18 protein-coding genes are annotated in these 23,697 nt (G+C 61.8%); 11 read left to right on the top strand and 7 right to left on the bottom strand.

The window, feature by feature from the left end; all coding sequences use genetic code 11:
* Positions 1-48: 48 nt before the first annotated feature.
* The 5 genes from O3299_RS26305 (at position 49) to O3299_RS26285 (ending at position 3,852) form a co-directional block, all read left to right on the top strand.
* Positions 49-768 (top strand): response regulator, encoded by a 720-nt coding sequence (locus O3299_RS26305; protein ID WP_034784724.1) that lies wholly within the window; start codon positions 49-51, stop codon positions 766-768.
* Positions 765-1,166 (top strand): GTPase, encoded by a 402-nt coding sequence (locus tag O3299_RS26300; RefSeq protein WP_305063540.1) that lies wholly within the window; start codon positions 765-767, stop codon positions 1,164-1,166. Before O3299_RS26305 ends, O3299_RS26300 begins: the two co-directional genes overlap by 4 nt.
* Positions 1,167-1,319: 153 nt before the next feature.
* The gene (locus O3299_RS26295; RefSeq protein ID WP_077399469.1) at positions 1,320-1,577 is read left to right on the top strand and encodes a DUF3567 domain-containing protein; all 258 of its coding nucleotides are present in this window, start codon (positions 1,320-1,322) and stop codon (positions 1,575-1,577) included.
* Between the two features lie 77 nt (positions 1,578-1,654).
* Complete coding sequence (locus O3299_RS26290) at positions 1,655-2,434, top strand: class II glutamine amidotransferase (protein WP_099668254.1); 780 nt, start codon at positions 1,655-1,657, stop codon at positions 2,432-2,434.
* 137 nt (positions 2,435-2,571) lie between these two features.
* A complete protein-coding gene (locus O3299_RS26285) occupies positions 2,572-3,852 on the top strand; it encodes an EAL and HDOD domain-containing protein (protein ID WP_077399474.1) in 1,281 nt (426 codons plus the stop codon).
* A gap of 72 nt (positions 3,853-3,924) precedes the next feature.
* On the opposite strand, the gene O3299_RS26280 is transcribed toward O3299_RS26285, so the two are convergent.
* Positions 3,925-4,296, bottom strand: a complete 372-nt coding sequence (locus tag O3299_RS26280) for an SPW repeat protein (RefSeq protein WP_077399477.1) — start codon at positions 4,294-4,296, stop codon at positions 3,925-3,927.
* Between the two features lie 120 nt (positions 4,297-4,416).
* Entirely contained in the window at positions 4,417-8,211 is a 3,795-nt protein-coding gene (gene metH, locus O3299_RS26275; protein ID WP_305063539.1) for a methionine synthase, read from the bottom strand.
* Between the two features lie 641 nt (positions 8,212-8,852).
* Here metH and O3299_RS26270 point away from each other — a divergent pair.
* Positions 8,853-11,330 (top strand): IPT/TIG domain-containing protein, encoded by a 2,478-nt coding sequence (locus O3299_RS26270; RefSeq protein ID WP_305063538.1) that lies wholly within the window; start codon positions 8,853-8,855, stop codon positions 11,328-11,330.
* Positions 11,331-11,417: 87 nt separating this feature from the next.
* On the opposite strand, the gene fmt is transcribed toward O3299_RS26270, so the two are convergent.
* On the bottom strand, positions 11,418-12,374 hold the full coding sequence (gene fmt, locus O3299_RS26265) for a methionyl-tRNA formyltransferase (RefSeq protein ID WP_305063537.1): 957 nt from the start codon (positions 12,372-12,374) through the stop codon (positions 11,418-11,420).
* A 94-nt stretch (positions 12,375-12,468) separates the two neighbouring features.
* Positions 12,469-13,011, bottom strand: coding sequence for a peptide deformylase (def, locus tag O3299_RS26260; protein ID WP_099665527.1), 543 nt, complete (start codon positions 13,009-13,011; stop codon positions 12,469-12,471).
* A gap of 470 nt (positions 13,012-13,481) precedes the next feature.
* Between def and dprA the strand changes: the two genes are divergently transcribed.
* The 3 genes from dprA (at position 13,482) to O3299_RS26245 (ending at position 17,939) form a co-directional block, all read left to right on the top strand.
* The gene (dprA, locus tag O3299_RS26255; RefSeq protein ID WP_370385315.1) at positions 13,482-14,420 is read left to right on the top strand and encodes a DNA-processing protein DprA; all 939 of its coding nucleotides are present in this window, start codon (positions 13,482-13,484) and stop codon (positions 14,418-14,420) included.
* A gap of 94 nt (positions 14,421-14,514) precedes the next feature.
* Positions 14,515-14,979, top strand: a complete 465-nt coding sequence (locus O3299_RS26250) for a DUF494 family protein (RefSeq protein WP_099665525.1) — start codon at positions 14,515-14,517, stop codon at positions 14,977-14,979.
* Between the two features lie 293 nt (positions 14,980-15,272).
* Positions 15,273-17,939: a DNA topoisomerase III gene (locus O3299_RS26245; protein WP_077399489.1), complete on the top strand. Its 2,667-nt coding sequence runs from the start codon at positions 15,273-15,275 to the stop codon at positions 17,937-17,939.
* 69 nt (positions 17,940-18,008) lie between these two features.
* Here O3299_RS26245 and O3299_RS26240 read toward each other — a convergent pair whose 3' ends face one another.
* The 3 genes from O3299_RS26240 to O3299_RS26230 form a co-directional block, all read right to left on the bottom strand.
* Positions 18,009-18,746, bottom strand: coding sequence for a hypothetical protein (locus O3299_RS26240; RefSeq protein ID WP_305063535.1), 738 nt, complete (start codon positions 18,744-18,746; stop codon positions 18,009-18,011).
* A gap of 74 nt (positions 18,747-18,820) precedes the next feature.
* Positions 18,821-20,245, bottom strand: a complete 1,425-nt coding sequence (locus O3299_RS26235; protein WP_305063534.1) for an alkaline phosphatase — start codon at positions 20,243-20,245, stop codon at positions 18,821-18,823.
* 29 nt (positions 20,246-20,274) lie between these two features.
* Positions 20,275-21,726 (bottom strand): alkaline phosphatase, encoded by a 1,452-nt coding sequence (locus tag O3299_RS26230; RefSeq protein ID WP_369812323.1) that lies wholly within the window; start codon positions 21,724-21,726, stop codon positions 20,275-20,277.
* 269 nt (positions 21,727-21,995) lie between these two features.
* Between O3299_RS26230 and O3299_RS26225 the strand changes: the two genes are divergently transcribed.
* Together O3299_RS26225 and O3299_RS26220 are read left to right on the top strand one after the other, a co-directional pair.
* The gene (locus O3299_RS26225) at positions 21,996-22,865 is read left to right on the top strand and encodes an MBL fold metallo-hydrolase (RefSeq protein ID WP_289900438.1); all 870 of its coding nucleotides are present in this window, start codon (positions 21,996-21,998) and stop codon (positions 22,863-22,865) included.
* 148 nt (positions 22,866-23,013) lie between these two features.
* The gene (locus tag O3299_RS26220; protein ID WP_305063533.1) at positions 23,014-23,670 is read left to right on the top strand and encodes a DsbA family protein; all 657 of its coding nucleotides are present in this window, start codon (positions 23,014-23,016) and stop codon (positions 23,668-23,670) included.
* Positions 23,671-23,697: the final 27 nt, after the last annotated feature.

The raw sequence follows: 23,697 nt of genomic DNA, 5'->3' as shown, positions 1-23,697 counted from the left end.
GTGCATCTTGTGCGCGACGGCCGGCGAAATGAGGAAGGCAAGACACGAATGGCAAACATACTCGTAGTGGATGATGAAATGGGTATCCGTGAGTTGCTCTCGGAAATTTTGGGCGACGAAGGACATGCTATCCAGCTGGCCGAAAATGCGCAGCAGGCGCGCGAAGCGCGTGCCGCCGGTGCGCCGGATCTGGTATTGCTGGATATCTGGATGCCCGACACCGATGGCGTCACCCTGCTCAAGGAATGGCAGCGCGACGGCTTGCTGACCATGCCGGTGATCATGATGTCGGGCCACGCCACCATCGATACGGCGGTCGAGGCGACGCGCATCGGCGCCATGAACTTCCTGGAAAAACCGATTGCCCTGCAAAAACTGCTGAAGGCAGTCCAGCAAGGCTTGACGCGGGCACAGGAAACCGTGCGCGCGCCGAGCGTGGCGCCGCGCCCCGTGGCGCCCGTGGTGGCCGAGGAAAGCAGCCATCCCGTACCGAGCTTTGGCGGCAGCGCGCCGCAACAGCTGATGGTGCGCCCAGGCATCGCCGTACCGGCGGTGGCCGAAGGCCATGGCTACAACCTGTCGTTCGACTTGCCGCTGCGCGAGGCACGCGACGCGTTCGAGCGCATGTATTTCGAACATCACCTGGGACGCGAAGGCGGCAGCATGACCCGCGTGGCGGAAAAAACGGGCCTCGAGCGCACCCATTTGTACCGCAAGCTGAAACAGCTGGGCGTCGAACCGGGCAAGCTGGCCAAGAAAAGCCTGTGACGGCAGCCGTGCGGCGTCCGACGCCGCTGACCCTGGTCAGCGGTGGACGCGCCGCCGGGCGCGAAGCGGCCATCGCGCAAGCCTTGCCGCCTGGCCAGCCGGCCGCCGTGATCCTGGAAGGATTGGCTGACGGCAACACCATCCTGGCCGACCTGGCCGGGCAAGTTTCTCCTTCTCCATCATTTCCATTGCAACTGTTGCGCATCGCGCCAGGTTGCCTGTGCTGCAGCGGCAATCTCGTATTGCGTGTAACATTGAATCGTCTGCTGCGCCATCCACCCGCACACTTGTTCATCAGCCTGGCCGACGCCACGCACATCGACCAATTGCGCACCTGGCTCACCGCCAGTCCCTACGATGCCCTGCTGGCGCTGCAAGCAGACATGGTGGTTTCCTGACGATTTTTTGATCGCCTTACCGCAGTCGTAGTTTGCATCTCGTTACAACTCTGTAGCCCGCAGGGTGGCATGGCCGCTTGAAATGGCGCCGTGTGAACCCCACCTCTGTTCTGACACCGCAGGAGCTTCTCCTGCTTGAGCGAAGGATGCAAAATGAACCTGATCTATAACAGCGAACAATACAGCGTCGTGGAATTCGGCGTCGACGGCGACCTCGAAGCCCTGCGCTTTGGCGGCTATGAAATCGTCGACAAGGGGGGCAAGCGGGAAACGTTTATCGCCGGCATCCTTGCGCAACACTTCCGCCGCGACGTCACGGAGCTGATCGCCAGCGAACCCAGCATGGAAGAGATCGATGAATTTTTGGGCAGCTATGATTCCCTCATGAGCCAGCCCGTCCTGTTGCACTGACCGGATGGCTATCGCCACCATACCAATCCGTCTGACGGCATGGTATGGTGGTTGTGTTATTCAGCTGCAAACAGACCATGTGCCAACTTCTCGGAATGAATTGCAATGTCCCCACGGACATTGTCTTTAGTTTTACCGGCTTCGCCATGCGCGGCGGCCATACCGATACCCACCATGACGGCTGGGGTATCGCCTTTTTCGAAGGCGCCGGCGTGCGCCATTTCGTCGACCACCAGGCGGCCATCGCCTCGCCCGTGGCCGAACTGATCAAACGCTACCCGATCAAGTCGCGCAATGTCATCGCGCATATCCGCAAGGCGACGCAAGGCCAGGTGGCGCTGGAAAATTGCCACCCGTTCGTGCGCGAACTGTGGGGCCGCTACTGGGTCTTTGCCCACAATGGCGATTTGAAGGATTTCAACCCCGTGCTGACGGGCAGTTACCGCCCCGTCGGCTGCACGGACAGCGAACGGGCTTTCTGCTACCTGCTGCAGGAACTGCACGCGCGCTTTGGCGATGCCCCGCCGGCATTGCCGCAACTGCATGCGGCCCTGGCGGAGTTGCTGCCCAGCATCGCGGCCCACGGCACTTTCAACATGATGCTGTCGAGCGGCGAGGCGCTGTTTGCCCATTGCTCGACCAGCTTGCACTATCTGGTGCGACAACATCCGTTTCCAACTGCTAAACTCTCCGATGAAGACCTGAGCGTGGACTTTTCCCAGGTGACGACACCCCAGGACCGCGTGGCCGTGATTGTTACCCAGCCGCTGACGACAAATGAGCAATGGACGGCGTTTGCGCCGGGCGAATTGAAATTATTTGTCGACGGGATGGTGCAAGACACGCCAGTCGCCTAATTTGTTGACGACAATAAACTGGATTGCTGCCAAAATACCCACAGCGCGGGCGGAATTCAGCTAAAGTATTGTCAATAGTGAACCTTGATGCGGGCGCGGCGCGGCCGGTGTCACTCGACGTGATTGATGAAGAGTTAATGATCGATATTTCCAGCAACGACATCACCCCGAAACCCTTGCGCGTGCGCGAGTTCTATCTGGGGCGACAACCTATCCTTGACCGTAATCAAGCCCTGTTTGGCTATGAGTTGCTATTCCGCAACGCTCCGGTCGGTCCCGCCAACATTACCAGCGATCTGTCCGCCACGGCCTCTGTCATCGCCCACGCTTCCCAGCTGGGCATGGAAAAGGTCATCGGCGACGCGCTCGGTTTCGTCAACGTCGATGCCGACGTGATCATGAGCGACATCTTCGTGTTCCTGCCGCGTGAAAAAGTCGTGCTGGAAATCGTCGAATCGATGCCCGTCACGCCGGAAGTGCGCGCGCGCATCAGCGAACTGGTGGGCCATGGCTTCACCTTCGCGCTGGAAAACGTCGTCTCCGACACGGCGCAAGTGCAGGAACTGTTGCCGCTGGTGCAATACGTCAAGATGGACATGAGCACGGTCGACCCGAAAGTGCTGGCAGCCCTGGCGCCCCGTTTCAAGCAGGAAAACAAGAAACTGGTGGCGGAAAAGGTCGAGACGCGCGAAGAATTCAAGTCGGGCCTGGACCTGGGCTTCGATTACTTCCAGGGTTATTACTTTGCCAAGCCCGCCATCATGACGGGCAAGAAACTGTCGCCGTCGCAACTGGCCGTCATGGAACTGATGACCCTGGTGACGTCGGATGCCGACAACATGGACATCGAGCGCGCCATCAAGCGCGACGTGTCGCTGGCCCTGAACCTGCTGCGCCTGGTCAATACGCCGGCCGTGGGCGCGCGCCAGCGCATCGATTCGCTGAGCCAGGCCGTGACCGTGCTGGGCCGCCGCCAATTGCAGCGCTGGCTGCAAATCATGCTGTATGCGGAACCAAGCAAGCGCGGCCATAGCATGACGCCGCTGCTGATGCTGGCCACCACGCGCGGCCGTTTGCTGGAATTGCTCGCGCATAAACTGCGCCCGAACCACGCCCATTCGGCCGATATCGCCTTTACGGTCGGCATCATGTCGCTGATGGATACCTTGTTCGGCGTGCCGATGTCGGAAATCCTCGGCCAGATCGAAGTGATCGACGAAGTGGCCGAAGCGCTGCTGTCGCGCGAAGGCTTCTACGGCGACCTGCTGCGCCTGGCCGAGTGCATCGAGCGCATCGAAGACATGGAAGGCGAGATCGTGCCAACCTTGCGCGACCTGGCCATGTCGCCGGACGACCTGGTGGAGCTGGAAATGGCCGCCTACGAATGGAGCGATAACGTTGTCAGATACGCCCTGTAATTGGCATAGCTAGCCATATCAAGAACCCCGCCCGGCAGTGCCCGGCGGGGTTTTTTTACGCCGGTAGCTGCACTACGCCGCGGCGCCGGGCCAGTGCTTGTGCAGTTCGGGGTCGGTGCGCAGTTCCCACAGGGCCAGGACGACGACGGCGATACCGACGATGAGCTCGTTCCACAGGACGACGCGCTGTTCGGCCAGCCGCAGTATCCACGGCGAGGCGGCGACCCAGACGCCCACCAGCAGGTTGACGACGACGGCCCAGAAATACGTCTTGTACAGGTCGAAGGCGGCCAGGATGGCGATCACGAGGCCCGAGACAAAGGCGTTGATCATCTGCGGCGAGCCTTCGGGATAGGAAAACGCCCAGGGCGAGACGACGAGCCACAGGCCCAGCAACAGGATCACCTGATCCTGCCAGCGTTTCAGTTTGAAATTGGTTGCCATATATCCTCCTTGCCGGTTGGGAACGGGCCGGAGCGGGCATGCAGCATGCCGACCGGCATACTGCGTTAGTGCGCTTCGGCGCGCGATAAGTTCCGCGCGCCTTGTGCTTATATTATGGCATTACGACAGGTTCGGCGCCAGCCAGCGTTCCACGTCCTCGATGCTGACGCCACGGCGCTTGGCCATGTCTTCCACCTGGTCCATGCCGATCTTGCCGACGACGAAGTATTTCGACTCCGGGTGGGCAAAATAGAAGCCGGACACGGCCGCGCCGGGGAACATGGCATACGATTCCGTCAACTGCATGCCGATTTCCTCGGCTTGCATGACTTCGAACATCTCTTTCTTGACGGTATGCTCGGGGCAGGCAGGGTAGCCGGGCGCCGGACGGATGCCGACGTATTTCTCCGCGATCATGTCGTCGTTGCCCAGGTGCTCGTCCGGCACGTAGCCCCACAGGTCCTTGCGCACGCGCTCGTGCAGGTATTCGGCGAACGCTTCGGCCAGGCGGTCGGCCAGCGATTTGAGCATGATGGACGAGTAATCGTCGTGCGCATCCTCGAAGCGTTTTTCGTATTTCTCGATGCCCAGGCCGGACGTCACGGCGAACATGCCGATGTAATCCTTTACGCCCGATGCCTTCGGCGCGATGAAGTCGGCCAGGCACTGGTTCGGACGCTGCACGCCGTCGACCACGGGTTTGACGCCCTGCTGACGCATGCCGTAATACGTGAACGCCACGCTACTGCGCGTATCGTCGGTGTACACCTCGATATCGTCGTCATTGACGCTGTTGGCCGGCAGCAAGGACACGACGCCGTTGGCCGTCAGCCAGCGTCCGTCGATGAGTTTTTTCAGCAAGGCCTGGCCTTCCGCGTAGACCTTGGTGGCCGCGTCGCCCACCACTTCATCCGTCAGGATGGCGGGGAAGGGGCCGGCCAGGTCCCAGGTCTGGAAGAACGGGCCCCAGTCGATGTAGTTGGCCAGCGTGGCCAGGTCGACGTTTTTAAACACGCGGCGGCCGATGAACTTCGGTTTCACGGGCGTGCGGGCGCCGTCGAACGGCACGAGCATCTTGTTGGCGCGCGCCTGCGCCAGCGGCAAAATCGGCAGCGCCTTCTTGTTGGCGTGCTGCTCGCGGATGCGCGCGTAGTCGAGTTCGATGTCTTCCACGTACTTGTCGCGCTGTTCCGGCGTCAGCAAGGATTGCGCCACGGACACGGAACGCGAGGCGTCCGGCACGTAGATCACGGGGCCTTCGTAGTTGTGGGCGATTTTCACGGCCGTGTGGGCGCGGCTGGTGGTGGCACCGCCGATCAAGAGGGGAATCTTCAGCATGCGGAAGTGTTCGTCGCGCTGCATTTCCTTGGCGACATAGGCCATTTCTTCCAGCGATGGCGTGATCAAGCCCGACAGGCCGATGATGTCGGCGTTTTCCACCTTGGCGCGGGCGAGGATTTCCGAGCACGGCACCATCACGCCCATGTTCACCACTTCGAAGTTATTGCATTGCAGAACGACGGTGACGATGTTCTTGCCGATGTCATGCACGTCGCCTTTCACGGTCGCCATGATGATCTTGCCCTTCGGCTTGGCGACGATGCCCGTACGCTTTTCTTCCAGCAGCTTTTCTTCCTCGATAAATGGAATCAGATGGGCCACGGCCTGTTTCATGACGCGCGCCGATTTGACCACTTGCGGCAGGAACATCTTGCCCTGGCCAAACAGGTCGCCGACCACGTCCATGCCGGCCATCAGCGGGCCCTCGATCACGTGGATGGGGCGTCCGCCATTGTGCAGCAGCTCCTGGCGCGCTTCTTCCGTGTCTTCCACGATGAATTGCGTGATGCCGTGCACCAGCGCGTGCGACAGCCGTTCCTGCACCGTGCCTTCGCGCCAGGCCAGGGTTTGCGCCTCCGCCTTGCCGCCCGCCTTCAGGGTGCCGGCAAATTCGATCATGCGCTCGGTCGAGTCTTCGCGGCGGTTCAGCACCACGTCTTCCACGCGCTCGCGCAATTCCGGGTCCAGGTTGTCGTACACGCCCACCATGCCGGCGTTGACGATGCCCATGGTCATGCCGGCCTTGATGGCGTGGTACAGGAATACGGTATGGATGGCTTCGCGGGCTGGATCGTTGCCGCGGAAACTGAAGGACACGTTCGACACGCCGCCCGAAATCTTCGCGTACGGCAGGTTTTCCTTGATCCAGCGCGTGGCGTTGATGAAGTCGACGGCGTAATTATTGTGCTCTTCGATGCCTGTGGCGACGGCAAAGATGTTCGGATCGAAAATAATGTCTTCCGGCGGGAAGTCCAGCGCATCGATCAATAAATGGTATGCGCGCGCGCAAATCTCGATCTTGCGCTCGAAGGTGTCGGCCTGGCCCTTCTCATCGAAGGCCATGACGATGACGGCCGCGCCGTAGCGGCGGCACAGCTTGGCCTGGCGCAGGAATTCCTCTTCGCCTTCCTTCATGGAAATCGAGTTGACGATGGCCTTGCCTTGCACGCATTTCAGGCCCGCTTCGATGACCGACCATTTCGACGAGTCGACCATGATGGGCACGCGCGAAATGTCGGGTTCCGAGGCGATCAGGTTCAGGAAGCGCGTCATGGCGGCCAGCGAGTCGAGCATGGCTTCATCCATATTGATATCGATCACTTGCGCGCCGTTTTCCACTTGCTGGCGCGCCACGGACAAGGCTTCGTCGTATTGCTCGTTGAGAATCATGCGCGCAAACGCCTTCGAGCCCGTGACGTTGGTGCGCTCGCCCACGTTGACGAACAGCGACTCGTCATTGACGACGAACGGTTCCAGGCCCGCCAGGCGCAAGTCGTGCGATGGGGCCGGCACGGTGCGCGGGGTGTTTTTCGACAGCAACTCGCCAATGGCGGCGATGTGCTCGGGCGTGGTGCCGCAGCAGCCGCCCGCCATGTTCAGGAAGCCCGCGTCGGCAAATTCGCGCAGCAGGGCGGACGTGTCGGCTGGCAACTCGTCGAAACCCGTGTCGCTCATGGGGTTGGGCAAGCCCGCGTTCGGGTAGATGCACACGAAGGTGTCGGCGATCTTGGCCAGCTCTTCCGCGTACGGGCGCATCAGGGCGGCGCCCAGCGCGCAGTTCAGGCCGATGGTCAGCGGTTTCGCGTGGCGCACGGAATTCCAGAAGGCGGGCACGGTCTGGCCCGACAAGATGCGGCCCGACGCGTCCGTGACGGTGCCCGAAATCATCAGCGGCAGGCGCACGACATCCGGGTTTTGCTCGTAGAACAGGTCGATGGCGAACAGGGCCGCCTTGCAGTTCAAGGTATCGAAGATGGTTTCCACCAGCAATACGTCGGCGCCGCCTTCCACCAGACCCTGCGTCTGCTGCAGGTAGGCGGCCACCAGTTGGTCGAAGGTGACGTTGCGCGCGGCCGGGTCGTTCACGTCTGGCGAGATCGACGCCGTCTTCGGCGTGGGCCCGAGGGCGCCGGCGACGAAGCGCGGCTTGTCCGGCGTGGAATATTTATCGCAGGCGGCGCGCGCCAGCTTGGCCGCCTGGACGTTCATTTCATAGGCCAGGTGGGCCATGTGGTAATCGTCTTGCGCGATCGTCGTGGCGCCGAAGGTATTCGTTTCGATCAGGTCGGCGCCGGCCGCCAGGTAGCGCTCGTGGATTTCCTGGATGATGTGCGGCTGCGTCAGGGTCAGCAACTCATTATTGCCCTTGACGAACAGTTCGCGCGCGCCACTGTCGGCCGGCGCGGCGAAATCGATGAAGCGGCCGGCGGGGCCGCCGCGGTACGCTTCTTCGTCGAGCTTGTATTGCTGGATGATCGTGCCCATGGCGCCGTCGAGAATCATGATCCGCTGCGCCAGAATGGCGCGCAAGGTGGCTTCGGTCGGGGACATGGCGGGGATCACGGTATCGTTCATTTCATGCTTTCAATAGGCAAACGGGCGGCGGCGCGGCGACAAGACGTTACGAGGCGGATGCGGGTCAGCAGGATCAGCTGACGGAGAGTTGCCGGCCGGGTAGGGCAGGCAGAAGGTGGCAATCGCCTGATTTCACCGGGTCTAAAATTATACGGCATCAGGCTGCTTTGGTTTTAAGCAAAAGCGGCCGTTCGCCCCACGGCAGGCCTTCTTGCAACACATCGCCTGCCGCCACGCCTGCTTCTGAAAATTACATTCCTGAAAATCTTACTCAAAACGTTAATTCTTCCAGCAAAGTTGGCAGAACAGTATGGCGTCTAGGCTGTGGAAAAATTTCCACATTATTTGCGCCGCATCAGCATATTTTTAATGAGTCGAATGGCAATAGCTGCAAAGGAAAGTAATTTTGATTTTAGCCAACACAGAGTGAGGGGAGTAATGCTCAGAATAAAGTTTGCCAAGCAGATATTTTAATTATTATCAAAACCAATTGAATCAAAAGCATTAATAGTTGTCTTTGGGAATCGAACTAAACCATAATATTGGTTCTTCGAAATTAAATTCTCACCAAAAGTCACCAATATGTCACATTTATCTCGTGTCCTTCCCGGCATCGCGCTGCATCAACATGGTTGCCAGCCATGAAAAACCATCTGCTTGTCGCATTGTTTGTCATGCTGGGCCTGTCCGCCTGCGGCGGTGGTGGCGGTGGGGGCGGCGACACGGTGGTGGCGACCACGTCGGGTACGCCCGTGCTGCTGCCTGCCGTGACGGCCGTTTCGGCGGCGAATGTCGCCGTCGGTGGCAGCCTGGTGCTTACAGGCACGAATCTGAGCCGCGTGACGGCTTTCCAGGTGGGCGGCGTGACCGTTGCCACCAGCGCCGCCAGCGACACCAGCATCACCCTGACCATGCCGGGCGTGCCCGTATCGGGCGCCTTGAACCTCGTCAGCGCCAGCGGCACGGCGGCCACCAGCTATAACGTCAATGTGTACCTGCCATTGAGCGTGGGCAGCGTCGCACCGGCGACGGGCGGCGTCGGTTCCAGCGTGACGATCACGGGCGGCGGCATGGGCGCCGTGACGGCGGTGCAGTTTGGCAATGGTGCGGCGGCAACGCCGCAAAGCCAGACGGCCGGCAGCGTGACGGTGCTGGTGCCTGCGGGCGCGGCGACAGGCGCGCTGACGGTGCGCGGTCCCTACAATGATGTGCTCAGCGGCGACACGTACACGGTGCTGGCCAGCGTGACGGTGACGTCGATCACCTCGGCCGTCAACAACGGACGCTTGTCCGTGACGGTGCAGGGCAGCAATCTTGACCAGGTCACTTCGGCGTCGGTGGGCAATACGCCGGCCGTCATCGTCAGTGCCACTGCCAGCCAGCTGGTATTGTCTGCACCAGACTCGGCAACGGGCAACGTGATGCTGGCGGCGGCGTCGCGCATCGCCGTGAATGCGGGCACGGTGTCGGCCTTTACCCTGGGCAGCATTGATTTCGCGCAAGTACTGAATTTGAATGCCAGCAATACGGCCTTGCGCCTGACGCGCGGCAAGCCGGCCGCCGTGCGCGTGTCCGTGCTGGCCGCGCAGGCGGGTCAGGCCAGCCCGGCGGTCACCTTGAATGCGACCGCCGCCAATGGCAGCAACCTGGGCAGCATCGCGATGACGGGGCCGGCGCTCTTGCCGACGACGAAGCACGATGACAGTTTCAACGGCAATTTCAGTGCCGTCCTGCCTGCAGGCTGGATCTTGCCCGGCGTGCGCGTGAGCGTGACGGCCGTCGGCAATGACGGCGTGCAAGTGAGCCAGGAAGCGGCGCCCGTGGTGGCCAGCCTGGCCAAGATCCGTCTGGTGCTCGTGCCCTTGAGCACCGATGATGGCGTGGCGCAACTGCCTGACGCCGAGGTGATCCGCGCCGCGCTGCTGCGCGTGTATCCGTATGCGACAGAAAATATCAGCATCACGACGCGCGCCGCACTGAGCATGCCGGGCAGCAGCACGGCCGACAGCTGGTGGAGCGATGCCCTGGGCAAGCTGGAAAACCGGCGCGCGCTGGAAGACAGCGGCGCCTACTATTATGGTTTCGTGCCGAAGATGTCCGTCACCAACGCCGCCGGCCTGGCCTACATCAACCAGCGCAGCAGCGGCAACGACTTTACGTCGGCCATCGGCCTCGATGCCCAGTCCAATAGCATCGCGGCGGTCGACCCATTCTCCAATCAATGGCCTCTGTGGCTGACTACGCTCGTGCATGAGCTGGGCCATAATCACTCGCTGCAGCACGTTCCCTGCGGCGGTCCGGCTGGCGCTGCTGTCGACTACCCATATGCGAATGGCAATCTGGGCCCGCAACCGCTGTACAACAGCAACTATGCAGGCAGCATCGGCCAGCTGAGCAAGGCAGTCTATGGCAACACGCCGATGAAGGACGTGATGAGCTATTGCAGCGGCGCCTGGTTCTCCGACTACAGCTATGCGCGGGTGCAGCAATTCCTGGAAAAACGCAGCACGCAGATTACGGGCAGCAATGTGCTGGCCGCCAGCATGGCCGTGGCCGAGAACGGCTACCTGACCATTTCCGGCCGCATTACGCCTGGCGGCGTGGCCCTGCGCCCGGCCGTTGCCTCGTCGGCGCGCATCGGCACCGCTGCCAGCGGCAGCGGCCATGCTTATACCTTGCGCGTGTTGACGGCGTCCGGACAGACTATCGACTTGCCCTTCGATGGCGTCTCCGTGGCCGACCATGGCGGCAACGCCATGAGCCACTTCCGCGTCAGCTTCGCCAATCCGGGCGAAATCAGCGATGTGCAAGTGTTGGCAAATGGCAAGGCTTTGGCCAAGCTGGAACGTCCGGCGCGCCGCAGCAAGGCCGCCGCCAACGATGCCACGTTTGATGCGACGCAAAGCGGCGGCCAGCTGGTGCTGGTCTGGAATGCCGAGGCGGAACCGTATGCCGCCGTCATGCACGTGGCTGCCGATGGCCGCAAGACGGTGGTCGCCAGTGACTTGACGGGTGGCAAAGCCAATGTCGACGTGAGCGCCTTGCCGGCCGGCGGCCGTTTCGAGGTTAGCCTGTCGTCGTCTCTGGGCGCACGCCTGATGAAGGTGCAGCGCCGCTAAGCTAGCGGGGCGGATGCAAAAAAGGCTTGCCGCGGCAAGCCTTTTTTTATGGCCATCGGGATGATGGCGCGGTGCGATCCGGTGAACTTAGGCGAAGCGCTTGCCTTCGAGGGGGAAACCCTTGATGAATTCGGCCGCAGGCAGGCGCTTGCCGCCCGGTTTTTGCAGTTCCGTCAGGCGCAGCGAGCCATTGCCGCAGGCCACGACGATGCCGTGCTGGGCGTCGGCCGCCAGCACCTGGCCTGGCGCTTCCTTGCTGTCCGCCTCGAGCACGTCGGCGGCCCAGATCTTGATGGTGGTGCCATCGACCTGGCCGCAGGCGCCGGGAAATGGATTGAAGGCGCGGATTTTCAGGCCCAGTTCCAGCGCCGGCAGGCTGAAATCGAGCGCCGCTTCTTCCTTGGCGATCTTTGCCGCATAGGTGACGCCCGCTTCAGGCTGGGGCACGGCTTCCAGCGCTTGCTGCTGCATCTTGCGCAGGGTCTCGACGATCATCTTGCCGCCCAGGGTGGCCAGCTTGTCGTGCAGGCTGGCGGTGGAATCGCCCGCTTCGATGGGCGTGCGCTCGATGGCCAGCATGGGGCCCGTATCGAGGCCTTCTTCCATCTGCATGATGGTCACGCCCGTTTCATCGTCGCCGGCTTCGATGGCGCGGTGGATGGGCGCGGCGCCGCGCCAGCGCGGCAGCAATGAACCGTGGATATTGATGCAGGGTTTGATGTCGAGGGTGCTGCGCGGCAAGATCAAGCCGTAGGCCGCCACCACCATCACGTCGTAGTCGGTGGCCAGCAGGCGCTCGTGCGCTGCTTTTGCCTCGGCGGCGCGCTGCGGGTCCTTGCTGTCCATGCGCAGCGACAAGGGCTGCAGCACCTCGATGCCGTGCTGCTGTGCATATTGCTTGACGGCCGAGGCGTGCAATTGCATGCCGCGTCCGGCAGGGCGGTCGGGCTGGGTCAGCACCAGCGGAATCTCGAATCCCGCTTCGTGCAAGTCTTTCAGGGCCGTGGCGGCAAATTCAGGCGTGCCTGCGAAGATCACTTTCATATGGTTCCTTGACGTGAGGTGCGCAGGCCCGCGCCGGAGGCGCCAGGCTGGCAGGGTGTTACGGTCAGTCTATCAGCAGTACTGTAAAAGCGGCTTAGAAACGGCGGTTCTGTGCGCGCAGGCTCGCTTCGCGCTCGAGACCACGGATTTCCTTGATCATCTTGGTCTTGATGCGGTTGCGCTTGAGCGGCGACAGGTATTCGACGAATACCTTGCCCAGCAAGTGATCCATCTCATGCTGGATGCAGACGGCCAGCAAGCCGTCGGCTTCCAGTTCGAACTGCTTGCCGTGGCGGTCCAGGGCGCGCACCTTGATGCGGGCCGGACGCTCGACGCCGTCGTAGACGCCAGGCACGGACAAACAGCCTTCGTCGTAGACCTGCTTTTCCTCGCTGGCCCAGGTGATTTCCGGGTTGATGAACACTTGCAGCTGGTTTTTTTCTTCGGTGATGTCGATCACCATCATCTGGATATGCGCGTCCACTTGCGACGCGGCCAGGCCGACGCCCGGGGCGTCGTACATGGTTTCAGCCATGTCGTCGATCAGGGTTTGCAGGCGCGCGTCAAATTCGGTGACGGGCTTGGCGATCGTGTGCAGGCGAGGATCGGGGTAACGCAGGATATTTAATATGGACATACGGATTCGACTGGTTAAGGTGGGCGCCGGTGCGCCGGATTATTCATGCCTGGGCCATGCGAACGATGGCAGGGCTATTTTCTGTTGGGTACGCCATGCTTGGGCGCGTATGGCACAACGGCGCGGCAGATGCGTTTGCCAGTGCGCTAATCGTTTGCTGCAAAGGGAAATTTTATCACAGACGCCCATGCTCCTGTGGATGGGGGGCCGTTTTGCACACGCATTGCACGCATCCTTGCGCGCGTCGGTATCGCGTGCGCGCCATCGCGCTAGCATGGGAGGGCACAGTACACAGCGAGGTGGTCATGCATGCACTTGCAACGACGGCAGACACGGCCACGGAATTGGCAGGCTGGCTGCGCCTGCAGCATCTGCCCGGCGTGGGGCCGGTGGCGGCGCGCGCCTTGCTGGCCCGCTTCGGCTTGCCGCCGGAGATTTTCGCCATGCCCTTCGATGCCTTGCGCGAAGCGGTGCCGGCCAGCGTGGCGCGCGCCATCGTGCAGCCGCCCAAGCCCGTGGCCAACAGCCAGCTGGAACTCACCCTGCAGTGGCTGCAGCGGCCCGGCAACGCCGTGCTGACCCTGGCCGACGCCGCGTATCCGCCCCTGCTGCTGGAAATCGCCGATCCGCCGCTGTTGTTATATGTACGGGGGCGGGCGGAACTGCTATCGCGTCCCGGCGTGGCCATCATCGGCAGCCGCAATGCCAGCGCGCAAGGCATGCAGAATGCGGCCGCTTTCGCGCAAGCGCTGAGCATGGCGGGCCTGACCATCATTTCCGGGCTGGCGCTGGGCATCGATACGCACGCGCACGAGGGCGGCTTGCGCGGCGCGGGCGCTACCGTCGCCGTGATCGGCACGGGCGCCGATCTGGTGTATCCCCGACGTAACCTTGATCTAGCGCAAAGAATTGCCGAACAGGGTTGCATCGTCAGCGAGTACGCGCTGGGCTTGCCCGCCATGCCAGCTAACTTTCCGCGGCGCAACCGCCTGATCAGCGGCCTGGCGCGCGGCGTGCTGGTGATCGAGGCGGCCGCGCAATCGGGTTCATTGATCACGGCGCGCCTGGCCGGCGAGCAGGGGCGCGATGTGTATGCCTTGCCCGGTTCCATCCATGCGACCCTGGCCAAGGGCTGTCATGCATTGATCAAGCAGGGCGCCAAGCTGGTCGAGTCGGCCGATGACGTGCTGCAAGAGTTGCAATGGCTGGGCGGCGTGCCCCAGGTGCCGCCAGCGGTGGAAGACGAAGCGCCGCTGCTGGCCGCGCTGGGCCACGATCCCCTCGATGCCGACACCCTGGCCGCGCGCAGCGGCCTGGCCATGGGTGTGCTGATGGGGGAATTGCTGGCGCTGGAGCTGGCGGGCCGGGTGGAACGCTTGCCGGGAGGACTGTTTCAACGCTGTAAATGACAGCTTGTCACTTGTGTGGCGGCCTTGCCGCACGGGGGCGCTTTGTCGGCGCACACCCTTGTGTCGCAGCGAACTTAGCTGATAGAGTAGAGCCATGTTCGATATCCTGGTGTACCTCTACGAGACTTACTATCGCCCCGATGCCTGCCCCGAGCCGGCAGTCCTGGCGCGCAAACTGTCGGCCGTCGGTTTCGACGACGTGGAGATTTCCGAAGCGCTCGTCTGGCTGACGGACTTGAACGCCATGGCCGGCGTCGAACAAACCCTGACGGCCAGCTCCACGGGCACGCGCTTCTATGTGCAGCAGGAAAGCGACGTGCTGGGCACGGCCGCCGTCGGTTTCATCCAGTTCCTGGAAAGCGCCAAGGTGCTGTCGCCGCTGCAGCGCGAAATCGTCATCGAACGGGCGCTGGCGCTCGACGAGGCACCCGTTTCGCTGGGCAAGCTGAAAGTCATCGTGCTGATGCTGCTGTGGAGCCAGGGCAAGGAACCGGACGCCCTGATGTTCGACGATCTGTTTGTCGACGACGAAGACCTCCCGCCGCGCTTATTGCACTAATATATAGACGTCGCTGGCGGCCGCTGTCGCTGCCTGCCTGACCCTGGCGCCGCTGCCGCGCCATCCCCATTACCATGTGCTGCACCAGCACGCCCGCCAGCCAGTTGTGTTTGCGCTTGCGCATTCTTGCTTGCAGATAACTTGCCGAATTCTTCAATAGGCGCTTATCATTGGCCGCTTGACAAGACCACAAGTCACAAGGCTTTGCGCAGACAAAAGCGTCGGCGCCTGGCAATGCACTGTATGATGCGCATGCTGAAACTATCCTAGAGCATTTTTCGAGACTAAAAAATATGACAAAAACCCTCATCATCGCCGAGAAGCCTTCTGTCGCGAACGATATCGCGAAGACGCTTGGCGGCTTTACCAAGCACGATGAGTACTTTGAATCGGATGAATACGTCCTGTCGTCGGCGGTCGGCCACTTGCTGGAGATCGCCGTGCCGGAAGAATTCGACGTGAAGCGCGGCAAATGGAGTTTCGCGCACTTGCCGATGATTCCACCGTATTTCGCGCTGAACCCGATCGCCAAGACGGAAGCGCGCCTCAAAGTATTAAACAAGCTGATCAAACGCAAAGACGTCACCACCCTCATCAACGCATGCGATGCGGGGCGCGAAGGCGAGCTGATTTTCCGCCTGATCGCGCAAAACGCGAAAGCCAAGCAACCGGTCAAGCGCCTGTGGCTGCAGTCGATGACGCCGGGCGCCATCCGCGACGGTTTCTCGCACCTGCGCAGCGATGAAGAAATGCTGCCGCTGGCCGATGCGGCCCGCTGCCGTTCGGAAGCCGATTGGTTGATCGGTATCAATGGCACGCGCGCCATGACGGCGTTTAATTCGAAAGAAGGCGGTTTTTATCTGACCACCGTGGGTCGCGTGCAAACGCCGACCCTGTCCATCGTGGTCGAACGCGAAGACAAGATCAAGAAATTCGTGCCGCGCGACTTCTGGGAAGTGCGCGCCGAATTCGTTTGCGCGGCCGGCATCTATGAAGGCCGCTGGCTCGACACGAAGTTCAAGAAGGACGAGAACGACCCCGAGAAGCGCGCCGAGCGCCTGTGGAGCAAGACGGCTGCCGACTCGATCGCCACCGCCTGCCGCGGCCGCCAAGGCAATGTCACGGAAGAATCGAAACCGACCACCTCGATGGCACCGGGCCTGTTCGACCTGACCAGCCTGCAGCGCGAAGCGAACTCGCGTTTCGGCTTCTCGGCCAAGAACACCCTGGGCCTGGCCCAGGCGCTGTATGAAAAGCACAAGGTACTGACGTATCCGCGTACCGATTCGCGCCACCTGCCGGAAGACTACATGCCGACCGTGCTGCAGGCGCTGGAAACGGTCAAGGACAACAGCAACTACCACCAGTTCGCCAAGCAGATCATCGACAAGGGCTGGGTCAAGCCGAACAAGCGCATTTTCGACAACACCAAGATCTCGGATCACTTCGCGATCATCCCGACGACGATCGCGCCGAAAAACCTGTCCGAGCCGGAACAGAAGCTGTATGACCTCGTCACGCGCCGCTTCATGGCCGTGTTCTTCCCGCCTGCGGAATTCCAGGTCACCACGCGCTACACGGAAGTGTCCGGCCATCAGTTCAAGACTGAAGGCAAGGTCATGACCAATCCGGGCTGGCTGGCCATCTACGGCAAGGAAGCGTCGACGGACGCCGACAAGGAAAGCAATGGCAACGGCAACTTGGTGCCCGTCGCCAAGGGCGAGAAAGTGCAGACGGAAAGCGTCAACGCCAACGGCCTGGTGACGAAGCCGCCTGCGCGCTTCACGGAGGCGACCTTGCTGTCGGCCATGGAAGGCGCCGGCAAGCTGATCGACGACGACGAGCTGCGCGATGCGATGGCCGGCAAGGGTCTCGGTACCCCGGCGACGCGCGCGGCCACCATCGAGGGCTTGCTGACGGAACGTTACCTGATCCGCGAAGGCCGCGAATTGATTCCGACGGCCAAGGCATCGCAGCTGATGACTTTGCTCAAAGGCCTGGGCGTCAATGAATTGACGGCGCCGGAGCTGACGGGCGAGTGGGAATACAAGCTGTCGCAGATGGAAAAAGGCAAGATTTCGCGCGAAGAATTCATGCGCGAAATCGCGCAGATGACGCAGATCATCGTCAAGCGCGCCAAGGAATACGATAATGACACCATTCCCGGCGACTACGCGACCCTGGAAACGCCCTGCCCGAATTGCAGCGGCGTGGTGAAGGAAAACTACCGTCGTTTCGCCTGCACCAAATGCGAATTCTCGATGAGCAAGACACCGGGTTCGCGCCAGTTCGAAATCGCCGAAGTGGAACAATTGCTGAAGGACCGCACCATCGGCCCGCTGCAAGGCTTCCGCTCGAAGATGGGCCGTCCGTTCGCCGCCATCCTGCGCATCGTGCGCGATGAAGAGATCAAGAATTTCAAGCTGGAATTCGATTTCGGCCAGAACGACGAGAGCGAAGATGGCGAAGGCGTCGATTTCACGGGCCAGACGCCCGTGGGACCGTGCCCCAAGTGCAACGCCGGCGTGTACGAAATGGGCCTGGCCTATGTGTGCGAACACAGCGTGGCCAAGCCGAAGACGTGCGATTTCCGCAGCGGCCGTATCATCTTGCAGCAGGAAATCTTGCCGGAACAAATGGCAAAACTGCTCAACGATGGCAAGACGGACTTGCTGCCGGGCTTTGTTTCGCAGCGTACCCGTCGCCCGTTCAAGGCATTCCTCGTGCGCGGCAAGGATGGCAAGGTGAGCTTCGAGTTTGAAGAGCGCAAGGCCAAGCCGGGCGCCAAGACGAAGGCGGCAGCGGCCGAGGCCGAAGGCGAAGAAGGCGCGGCACCAGCGAAGAAAACGGCCGTCAAGAAAGCGGCAGCCGTCAAAAAAGCGCCGGCCAAGAAAGCTGCGGCCGTGAAAAAGCCGGCCGCCAAGAAGGCGCCGGCGAAGAAGGCGGCAGCGGCGGAGTAATCCGGCGCCCGCCAGTCAGGCAAACAAAAGCCAGGGATTTCCCTGGCTTTTTTTACGTCCCGAGGACTCTTAGTCCAGGTAGTCCGAATACTCGCGCTGCGCGTAGTTCTGCAAGTTGGCCCACGGCTGCGCCTTGCTGACGGTGGGCTGCAGCTTGACGTCGACCCGGCGATAGAAGGTATTCGCGCGGTCGCCGCTCTCGATGATCAGCGGAATCTGTTTTTGCTCATCCCACAGGATGCGCTGGAACACGCCATTCTTTTCCACTTCGCGCCAGCGCGCGCCCGTCACGTTCGATGCCTGTTTCGACAGCGGCATGGCGGCCACCAGTTTCGGGTCCAGCAGATAAAAACTGTTTTCCCAGGAACCGTCGAAATTGACGTTTTCGTACTCGGCCTTGGGGATGGCGACGACGATCTTGTCATGCGCATCGATGTATTCCACGCGCACGGTGTTCTTTTCCAGCATCACGTGGCGCGGTATCAGCACGGGATTGAAGTGCTTGTGCTCATGCTGCGTGGCCGCGGTCGACGTTTTCAATGCCACTTTCTTGTTTTCACCGTGCTTGTGGCCCGCATGCGCATCGGTCGACGGCGCCAGCACGCGCTCGACCCACACGTGGCCGGGGCGGCGCAGCATCTTTTCTTCGTAGCGGCTTTCGCGCGTCACGCCTTCCGGCGTCAGGACGCGGCTGTAATAGGTGATGCCCAGGTCCAGATCGGCAGGAGCGGAAGGCGTGGCAGGAGCGGCTTGCGCGCTGGCGGCAAAGCCGGCGGCCAGGAGGACGGCGATCAGGGACGATTTCATGGTGTTGCCTTTACGTGCAGAGGGGCGGAGGGCATACGCCATCCGCCCCGGTGGGGTTACCGTGTTGATGTGGATCAGAAGCCGAAGGCCGCCTTCAGCAGGTCAAACACCTTGGTGTTGTCCAGGGTGCCCTTGAAGGCCTTCGCGCCGGCGCCCGTGGCCAGCAGCTTGACGTCGCCGCCGCCGTGGGTTTCGCTGGCCAGACGCACGCCTGTTTCTTGCAGGTAGTTGTCTTTCAGGGCCGTGGCGCTGTCGACGTTGCTGCGCAGGGCAGGGCGGTTCGGGCCATTGCCGAACACCAGGGTGGTGTAGGTATTGCCATCGGCATCCTTGCTTGGCTGGTTATCTTTGTAGCCGCGGTTGATGTCGAGGATGTGGTTGCCGCGCTTGCCGTAGCCGTTGAAGGCCAGGGTGTGGTCATGGTCGGCCGTGACGACGATCAGGGTGTTGGCCAGCGTCGGATCGGTTTCCTTGATCTTGGCGATGGCCACCTTGATGGCGTCGTCGAAGGCGATGGTGTCCGTCAGCGCGCGCTTGGCGTTGATGCCGTGCAAGGCGTGGTCGATGCGGCCGCCTTCGACCATCAGGAAGTAGCCGTTCGCGTTTTTCGACAGCAAGTCGATGGCTTTCAGCGTCATTTCCGACAGGCTAGGCTGGGTCGCGCCTTCGCCCAGCGGCGGCGTGGCGGTGCGGTCCAGTTCATATTCCAGGTGGCTGCGGGTGCTGTACAGGCCGATGAATTTCTTGCCGCTCTGCGCCGCGGCCATTTCCGCCTTGTTGGCGGCCACGGTGTAGCCCTTGGCGGCAAATTCCGTCAACAGGTTGCGGCCATCGGCGCGGCCATACTTGTTGCTGGCCGACCAAGGCGTAAAGTGGTTGCGGCCGCCACCCATCAGCACGTCGACGCCGTCGCCTAGGGCCGCGTTGTAGCCCGTGCCGCCCGGCACCGTTTGTGCAGCGATCGCGTATTGCGCATTGCGGTTGCAGATGTGCGAGAAAGTCGTCGCCGGCGTGGCGTGCGTCAGTTCCGTGGTGGTGATGGCGCCCACGGCCTTGCCCTTGGCTTTCGCCAGTTCCAGGATGGTCGGCGCGCTCTTGCCGCCGGCCGGGCAGTTATCCACGCCCAGGTTGCCGTTGACGTCGCGGCTCGGTTCCTTGGCGATGGTGTCCTGCGCCATCGAGATGACTTCATTGTTCATCTTGACGCCGGTCATGTAGGCGGCCATCGATGGCGCGCTGTCCGTCGTTTGCGCATCGTTCGAGAACGTCTTGATGCGCGCCGTGCGCTCCAGCGTGTCCATCGTCAGGTTGCCGTCTTCCTGGTACTGGTAGATGCGCGCTGCCGTCACGACGGACGGGCCCATGCCGTCGCCGAGGAAGAAGATGACGTTCTTGGCGTCGGCGGCGTAGGCGCTGGCGACGCTGGCGGCCACGAGCGTGGTCAGCAAGGAGAGTTTCAGGGCCGATTTCAGTGCGGCGGGTGTCGATGCAAGTTTCATGTGCTTGTCCAATTCTTGTCTCTTGGGGATTACAGACCGCCGGCGGTCTTGACCAGGCCGAATACTTTGGTGTTTTCGATGGTGCCAAGGAAGGTTTCCGAACCCTTGCCGATGGCGCCCAGGAAGACGTCGGTGCCGCCGTGGGTTTCATTGCCGACCGCGGTGCGGATCACTGCTTCCTGGTGGTAATTATTGGCGCTGGTGACGGTTTCATCGAGGCTGGCCATGGCGGCGCGGCTCGATTGCGTGCGGTTTTCGCCATTGCCGAAGCCGATGATCGAATACGGTGCGCCATCCAGGTCTTTCTCGACCGCGCCGGTCACGTAGTTCTTCACCACGCCCAGCACGCCAGGGTTGCCGGCAGCCGTCTTGCCCGTGCGCTTGGCGTAGCCGTTCAGCACCAGCGTGTGGTCATGGTCGGCCGTGACGACGATCAGGGTATTGGCCAGGGTCGGATCGGTCAGCTTGGCTTTTTCGATGGCGGCCTTGATGGCGTTGTCGAACGCGACGGTGTCTTGCAGCGCTTTCTTGGCGGTCGTTTCGTGCAGCGCATGGTCGATGCGGCCGCCTTCGACCATCAGGAAGTAACCCTTCTTGTTCTTCGCCAGCACGTCCATGGCCTTGGTGGTCATTTCCGCCAGGCTAGGTTCCTTCGCTGCGTCGCGGTCCAGGTCGTAGCTCATGTGGCTGGACGTGAACACGCCGAACAAACGCTCCGTCTTGGCCGCATCGACGGCCTTGAAGTCGGTGGCGTTGTTGGCGACCGTGTAGCTTTTGGCTTTCAATTCGGCGATCAGGTCGCGGCCGTCGGAACGCTTGCCGCCATCCTTGAATTGCGTGAAGAATTGCGCGCCGCCACCGAGGACCACTTCCAGGCCGGTGGTGCCCAGGGCGCTGTTGTAGCCCGTGCCGCCCGGCACCAAGGCCGCGGCGATATCGTTTTCCAGGTCGCGGTGGCAGATGTGCGAGTAGGTTGCGGCCGGCGTGGCGTGCGTCACGCGCGCCGTGCTGACGACGCCGGCGGCGAAGCCCTTGGCCTTGGCCAGTTCCAGCAAGGTGGTGGCGGGCGTGCCGTTGCCGGTGCCGCATTTGTTGACCAGCTTGTTGTTATTCGCATCCGTGCCCGGATCGATGGCGACCGTGTTGGCCGACATGGAAATGACTTCATTGTTCATCTTGACGCCGGTCATGTAGGCGGCCATCGATGGCGCGCTGTCCGTCACTTGCGCGTCGTTCGAGTACGTTTTCACGAAGGCCGTTTCCGGCAGGGTGTCCATGGTCAGCGCACCCTCTTCGCCCACGGAATAGATGCGCGCGGCCGTCATGGTGGTCAGGCCCATGCCATCGCCAAGGAAGAAGATGACGTTTTTCGGCGGCGCTTCAGCCACTGCCTCTTCTTTTTTTGCGTCGCTGCCGCAGGCGGCCAGCATCAGGGTGATGGCGACGCTGCAGCCAGCGACGGAAATTTTTCTGCGTGTCATGTGGTTCATCCGGCTAGGTTTGAAAGAGCTAGCAAGATAACAATCCAATGTGACACCCTCATGACGCTGTGACACATTTTGCGACGGCACTACGCCGCCGCAGTGGCGTGACTTTGGCGCGCGCCGTCGTTTGAAAAATACGCCGTAGCGTGTTCGTCATCGGGTGATTACATCGATATAAGCAACAAACTATTGCGCTTTACCTAGTTTTTCTACCGCTTTGAGCAACGTAAGATGCAGTCATCCCAATCATCTTGTGAAGGCGCATCATGTTCTCCAAATCCATCAGCAGCGTTTTTGTCTCCACCCTGTTTGCCGCCGGCGCCGCCTCGGCCGCCGCCAGCGCACCCCTGACCCTGGAAGTCTTCAACCCGGGCGAAGCGGCCATCTTTCCCGTCGCTTCCGTGCTGGTCGCGGGCAAGCATGACGCCGTGCTGATCGATGCGCAATTTTCGCGCGCCGAAGCGCAAAAACTGGTGGAAAAGATCCGCGCCAGCGGCAAGAAACTGACGACCGTGTACATCAGCCACAGCGATCCCGATTTTTACTTTGGCCTCGACGTGATCAAGGCTGCGTTCCCGCAGGCGAAAATCGTTGCCACGCCAGAAACCGTCGCGGAAATCCGCCGCAAGGCTGACGCCAAGGTCGCCTACTGGGGCCCGATCCTGAAAGACAACGCGCCGCACGGCATCGTCATCCCCGACGCGCTGAAGGGCAAGCGCATCAGCCTGGAAGGCCAGTCGCTGGACATCGCCGGCCCGACGCCAGCGCGCACCTATGTGTGGATTCCATCGATCAAGGCCGTCGTCGGTGGCGTGGTGCTGTTTGGCAACTTGCACGTGTGGACGGCCGATACGCAAAGCCTGCAATCGCGCCAGGACTGGCTCAAGACCCTGGACGGCATCGCCGCCCTGAAACCCGTCACCGTCGTACCGGGCCACTTCAAGGTCGGTTCGCCCCTGACGCCGGACAGCATCGGTTTTACGCGTGACTACCTGGTGACGTTCGAAGCGGAAACGGCCAAGGCCGCCAATTCGGCCGCCCTGATCGAAGCGATGAAACAGCATTACCCGAGCCTGGGCCTCGATGGCGCCCTGGAGACCAGCGCGAAGGTCGCCAAAGGCGAAATGAAATGGTAAAAACCTACTGCGCGACGCGATTTCCGGCCTGCGATGCTCACTGCCTCGGCGGCCCCGTGCCTAGCACAGTTGCGCTTCTCAGCCAGAACTAGCGCCGCTCGCTACGGTTTTTCAAGTCATCTGTTTTAGTTTTATAAAGGATAGGGTCATGCCCACACTGCACTATATTTTCGACCCCCTGTGTGGCTGGTGCTACGGCGCCGCGCCGCTGGTCGAGGCGGCGCGCGCCGTGCCCGGACTGACGCTGGCCTTCCACGCCGGCGGCATGATGACGGGCAGCAATCGCCGCCAGATCACGCCCGCCTGGCGCGGCTATGTGCTGCCGCATGACCGGCGCATCGAGCAATTGTCTGGCCAGCCGTTTGGCGATGCCTATGTCAACGGCTTGCTGAACGACACGACGGCCATGATGGATTCCGAACCGCCGATCACGGCCATCCTGGCGGCCGAATCGCTGGCTGGCAAGGGCCTGGACATGCTGCAACGCGTGCAACGGGCCCATTACGTGGACGGCTTGCGCATCGCCGACCTGCCCGTGCTGGTGGCGCTGGCGCAAGAACTGGGCATGGACGGCGCCGCCTTCGAGGCCGCGTATGCGCAACAGGCGGGCGCCGCCACGCAGCGGCATATCGACGCCAGCCGCGCCTTGCTGGCGCAGGTGGGCGGCCAGGGCTTTCCCACGTTCGTACTCGACGATGGCAGCGGCAAGCTGTCCGTGATCGATATCGGCGGCTTCCTGGGCCAGCCGGCGAAACTGCAGGCGCAACTGGGCGGCGTGTGCGACGCCCATGGCTGTGCATTGTAAATATCTATCGGTTCGATAAAATCAATT

This window comes from Janthinobacterium sp. SUN176 (assembly GCF_030587335.1).
Classification (GTDB): Bacteria; Pseudomonadota; Gammaproteobacteria; order Burkholderiales; family Burkholderiaceae_D; genus Janthinobacterium; species Janthinobacterium kumbetense.
This window is presented reverse-complemented; position numbering and strand designations above follow the sequence as displayed.